5 protein-coding genes are annotated in these 5,324 nt (G+C 44.3%); 4 read left to right on the top strand and 1 reads right to left on the bottom strand.

Annotated elements, in window-relative coordinates:
* From VNZ46_RS14125 to VNZ46_RS14110, 4 genes are all read left to right on the top strand, one after another.
* The coding region (locus tag VNZ46_RS14125) for a rhodanese-like domain-containing protein (RefSeq protein WP_325560733.1) at positions 1-970 on the top strand (970 nt) is incomplete at its 5' end.
* A gap of 11 nt (positions 971-981) precedes the next feature.
* Positions 982-1,947 (top strand): YpdA family putative bacillithiol disulfide reductase, encoded by a 966-nt coding sequence (locus tag VNZ46_RS14120; RefSeq protein WP_325560732.1) that lies wholly within the window; start codon positions 982-984, stop codon positions 1,945-1,947.
* 32 nt (positions 1,948-1,979) lie between these two features.
* Positions 1,980-2,951, top strand: a complete 972-nt coding sequence (locus VNZ46_RS14115; protein ID WP_133783244.1) for a polyprenyl synthetase family protein — start codon at positions 1,980-1,982, stop codon at positions 2,949-2,951.
* Between the two features lie 51 nt (positions 2,952-3,002).
* Positions 3,003-4,454 carry a M28 family peptidase gene (locus tag VNZ46_RS14110; RefSeq protein ID WP_325560731.1) on the top strand — a complete coding sequence of 484 codons (1,452 nt, stop codon included), beginning with the start codon at positions 3,003-3,005 and terminating at the stop codon, positions 4,452-4,454.
* A 34-nt stretch (positions 4,455-4,488) separates the two neighbouring features.
* Here the strand turns inward: VNZ46_RS14110 and VNZ46_RS14105 are convergent, their stop codons facing one another.
* A complete protein-coding gene (locus tag VNZ46_RS14105; RefSeq protein ID WP_325560730.1) occupies positions 4,489-5,127 on the bottom strand; it encodes a DUF6266 family protein in 639 nt (212 codons plus the stop codon).
* Positions 5,128-5,324: the final 197 nt, after the last annotated feature.

Here is a 5,324-nt window from a genome sequence, read left to right as displayed (position 1 = left end):
CGATCTGACCATGGAAGATATGGCGGGCACTTTATACGACTCCCTGCATAGTAAAATCCTGAACCTTCCCGATGATGTACTGGTATACCCGGCCCATGGAGCAGGTTCTGCCTGCGGTAAGAACATGAGCAAGGAAACTTTTGATACCCTGGGTCATCAAAAAGAAGTTAATTACGCTTTAAAAGCGACAAGCAGGGATCAATTTATCCAGGAAGTCACCGATGGCATTCTGCCGCCTCCACAATACTTTGCAAAAAACGCTTCCATGAACAAACATGGCTATGAAAGTGTTGACCAGGTTTTTGAGAAAGGCTTAAACCCGCTCAGCCCGGAAGCATTTGAAGCATTGGCCAATCAAACGGGAGCCTTATTGCTCGACACCAGAGATCCGCAGGTTTTTGCCAAAGGATTTATCCCATCTTCTGTAAATATTGGCTTAAACGGTCAGTTTGCCCCATGGGTAGGCGCCTTGATCACCGACTTGCAGCATCCTTTGCTGTTGATCGTAGAAGAAGGAAAAGAAGAAGAAGCCCTGACCCGTTTGGCCAGGGTAGGTTATGACAATACCATTGGCTATCTTAAAGGTGGTATTGGGGCCTGGACGGCAGCAGGAAAAGATACCGATACCATTACCTCTATTTCAGCCGAAGCCTTCGAAGACATTCTGACCCAACAACCTGAAATTCATGTCCTGGACGTGCGCAAGCCGGGAGAATACGAAGCAGAGCATCTGGAATCCACTTTGACCCGGCCGCTGGATTATATCAATGAATGGACCAATGAGATCCACCCTGATGAAACCTATTATATTCATTGTGCTGGCGGTTATCGGTCTATGATCGCAGCCTCTATTTTAAAAGCCAGAGGAATAGAACAGGTGATCGATATTGCTGGTGGCTATGGGGCAATTAAACAGACAGGTCTTAAAAGGACAGATTTTGCCTGCCCTTCTAAAGCCATGAAAGCTTAATCTGTCAATTGATGAATGAATATGATGTATTAATTATTGGAGCCGGACCGATCGGGCTGGCCTGCGGTATAGAAGCAAAAAAGGCGGGATTGAGCTATGTGATTGTGGATAAAGGTGCGCTGGTGAACAGCCTGTATAATTACCCGGTTTTTATGACCTTCTTTTCCACTTCCCAGCGACTGGAAATTGGCGGTGTTCCTTTTGTAAGTATTAATGCCAGGCCTAACCGCAATGAAGCTGTAGAATACTATCGCCGTGTAACGGAAAAATTTTCTTTGAACATCCATTTGTTTGAGCCCGTTAAAGGGGTAAAAAAGCAGGAAGATGGCTCTTTCTTTGTTGACACCACTAAAGCAATATACCGCGCAAAGTATGTCGTGATTGCTACTGGTTTCTACGATGCTCCGGTGATGATGAATATTCCTGGAGAGGAGCTTCCAAAAGTGACCCACTATTATAAGGATCCCCATTTGTATGCCTTTCAGGATGTTGTAGTGGTTGGTGCGAACAATTCTGCAATAGATGCTGCGCTCGAAGCCTACCGAAAGGGAGCAAGAGTTACACTCGTGATCCGTAAAGGTGAGATTGGTTCATATGTGAAATATTGGGTACGCCCGGATATTGAAAACAGGATCAAAGAAGGTGAAATCAAGGTCTATTATCATTCGGAACTGCTGTCTGTTGAGGAAAATTCCGTAAAGATCCGGACGGAAGAAGGGGTTTTAGAGATAAAGAACGATTGGGTAATTGCAATGACGGGTTATAAACCAGATGCTGATATGCTGAAAAGATTAGGCGTACAGCTGGAAGTAAGAAAGGGAGGCGTTCCTGCATATAACCCTGATACAATGGAAACTAACCTTCCTGGCTTATATGTTGCAGGCGTGGTTTGTGGTGGACTGGACACCCATAAATGGTTCATAGAAAACTCAAGAGTACATGCAGAGCAGATTTTTGCCCATATTAGAGGAATTTAATTTATGTTTGTGGACAACATTTTTGAACCTGCATGCCGGGAATAGATCAGATTAAAGAACCCATAGCTGCCGATATTACGGTTTTTGAGGAGAAGTTTAAAGCTTCTATGCACAGTGATGCCCCATTACTTGACCGTATAACGCATTATATCGTTAAAAGGAAAGGGAAACAAATCCGTCCAATGTTCGTTTTCTTTGCCGCCAAATTGTGCGGTGGTATCGTCGAATCCACGCATCGGGGCGCTGCACTGGTAGAGCTCTTGCATACAGCCACTTTGGTACACGATGACGTAGTAGATAACGCTTACGAGCGAAGAGGCTTCTTCTCCATCAATGCCTTGTGGAAAAATAAGATTGCTGTACTTGTAGGTGATTATCTCCTGGCCAAAGGCCTCCTGCTTTCGGTCAATAACAATGAATTCCGCTTACTTCAGATCGTTTCAGAGGCTGTAAAGCAAATGAGCGAAGGTGAACTGCTCCAGATCGAAAAGGTACGGCGTATGGACATCAGTGAGGCTTTATACTTTGACGTGATCCGTCAGAAAACAGCCTCTTTAATTGCTTCCTGCTGTGCCTGCGGTGCTGCATCTGCCGGAGCCAGCGATGAAGTAATTGAAAAGATGCGCCTTTTTGGTGAAAAGGTAGGTATTGCCTTTCAGATCAAAGACGATACTTTCGATTTTGGAACCGATGATGTAGGCAAACCTATAGGTATAGATATTAAAGAAAAGAAAGTTACCCTTCCACTGATCTATGCGTTGAACCGTTCAGACAAAGCAGAAAAGAAACGCATCATCAACCTGGTTAAAAATCATCAGGACGATCCGGTAAAGATCCAGGAAATCATTGATTTTGTGAACGGAAAAGAAGGGGTCCGCTATGCCAATGAAAAGATGGAAGAATACCAGAAGGAAGCTTTTGATATTCTGCACAGTTTTGAACCTGGCGATGCCAGAACCGGCCTGGAGCAACTGGTTCGTTATACCACGGAGCGCAAAAAATAATTTTTGCCCATACAGTCTCCATTTAAAATCTTAATTCGTAAAATTTGATCTATGAAATACTTGTTTAGTTTATTGTTCTTATGCAGCAGTATCTCTGTTTTTGCGCAAGATCATTTTTCCAATACTTTTTCTGCTATTAATACTGAAGTTCAAAGCCACTCTAAAGCCTACTCCAATCTTAAAGAAGCTACCGAAACCATTGGACACCGTTTAACCGGTTCGGCCAATGGAGCAAAGGCAGAAACATATGCTTATAACCTGTTAAAATCTTATGGATATGACGTGAAGTACCAGCCTTTCGAAGTAGAAAGCTGGAGCAGGCTCAGCAACGAAACCACGATAGGAAATAGTTCCGATCAATTACAAGAAGTCTCTTCTGTTGCCCTGGCACATTCCCCGGTCAAAGCCGATGTAAAGGCAGAGCTGGTAGACATGGGCAATGGACTGGAAGCCGATTATCAGCAGGTGGCAGATAAAGTCAAAGGAAAAATTGCCCTGGTTTATCTTGGCGTTCTTCCAGGATCTCCTGCCGGAACAGCCTCCCTGCACCGCTCAGAAAAAACCGCTATTGCGACCAAATATGGTGCGGTTGGAATTATTATGATCAATACGGTAAAAAATAATGTGCTTTTAACAGGGACTGCATCCGTTACCGGGAAGCTGATTCCGATTCCTGCCGTCTGTATCGGCCTGGAAGATGGGATGAAAGTAAAGGAAAGTCTGAAAACACAAAGGCAGTTTGCCCGTTTGCATATGACCAATTTCTCCGGAATGATCAAAGCCCGTAATGTGGTGGCCAGTTTAAAAGGAAGTAGTCTGCCAGCAGAAAAGATTGTTGTGGGCGGACACCTGGACAGCTGGGACCTGGCTACAGGCGCTATTGACAATGGGATCGGTTCTTTTGCTGTGATAGACATGGCCCGCACATTTAAAGCACTCAAGTTGAAAACCAAACGGACTGTGGAGTTTGTGTTATTTATGGGGGAAGAAGAGGGACTTTTGGGTTCTAAAGCGTATATCGCTGATGCCTTGAAATCCAATACACTGGGTCAGCTGAAGTTTATGCTGAACTATGATATGACCAATGATCCAAAAGGTTTTTTGAGCAGCAGAAAGGAGATGAAAGACCTGTTCACCTCATGGGGAGGCGATATCGCTAAACTGGATACTGGTTTCAGGAATGGATTCCTTCGGGAAGCCGGACTGCACAGTGATCATGAACCTTTTATGCTGATGGGTATTCCTGTAGGCGGTGGTTTTGGCGGGGAGTTGCCCAACCAATCCGGGCAATTTTACCACTCAAATGGCGACGTATTCAATCTGGTGGATGAACAGGGGTTGAAAAACACCGTACGCTATAGCGCCATGCTGACTTATGCACTGGCCAATACACCGGTGATTCCTGTTTCCCGCCAATCTGATGGAGCGTTGAGAGCTTTTCTAATAGAGAATAACCTTGAACTCCCGCTTAAGATCGCAGGAGAGTGGAAGTGGAAAGATTAAATTTCAGAATGAGGTTAAATACGGTGTTTGCGCACTATTTAACCTCAATTGCACCCAAATATTGGTTGGTGGAGCTGATCTGAAATTGCTGTGAAAAAAAGCTGATATAGCAATGCACAGCATGTCCGCTGAATTTTTCGGGAAGGACAATCCGAACGATCTCTTCGTTGCGGCTTCCAGCCTCGCTGAGTGTTGAGAATTGCATTTCTACCGGATCATACACCACCAGGGTTACCAGATCATCTGCGGCATTCATAGGCGAAAAATCACTATTGATCCAGCTGAAATCTAAAGCGTTGCGCAGTACAGAAACAGCCTCTGGCAACGAGGCTCCCTGAAGATCACCTTTGCTGAACAATAAATTTGGAAAGTCTATCCTGAGATCAGGACTAGTTCCTGCAATCGCATGTTTGAGGTTATATGAAAGTGCCCCATTCATAGGCGTTGCCTGAGTGAAATTCTGAAAGCTGCGTTTGATAATCTCATCAGTGCCCAATAGAAAGCCTCTCAGTAAAATCATCTTGGTGCGTTGTCCTACCTGTGGAATCGAAGCGCTTTTGCTACTTGCTGTTGGTAAGCTTCGCATATAGTCTATTCCGTGCCAGCTTGCGCCAACCACCGTGCCCACCTTTCCGGAGAAGGGGCCCATGATCCCTTTTTTTATTCTACCCATTTTTTTTATTTAAATTTATAATTGGTTTGTAATTAGCAATATACGCATTATTTTTATTTTGAAAAACAGATCTGTTTCTGAAGTGGAGAAGATTATACCTTATAGTGGAATAAGGATATTTTTGTCTGCTCCTGGTTAATCGCAGAGCCTCACATCATGCACACACCAGACACACTTTCTTCACAAAAAGGTACCTG

This window comes from Pedobacter sp. (genome assembly GCF_035566355.1).
In the GTDB taxonomy this organism is placed as follows: domain Bacteria; phylum Bacteroidota; class Bacteroidia; order Sphingobacteriales; family Sphingobacteriaceae; genus Pedobacter.
This window is presented reverse-complemented; position numbering and strand designations above follow the sequence as displayed.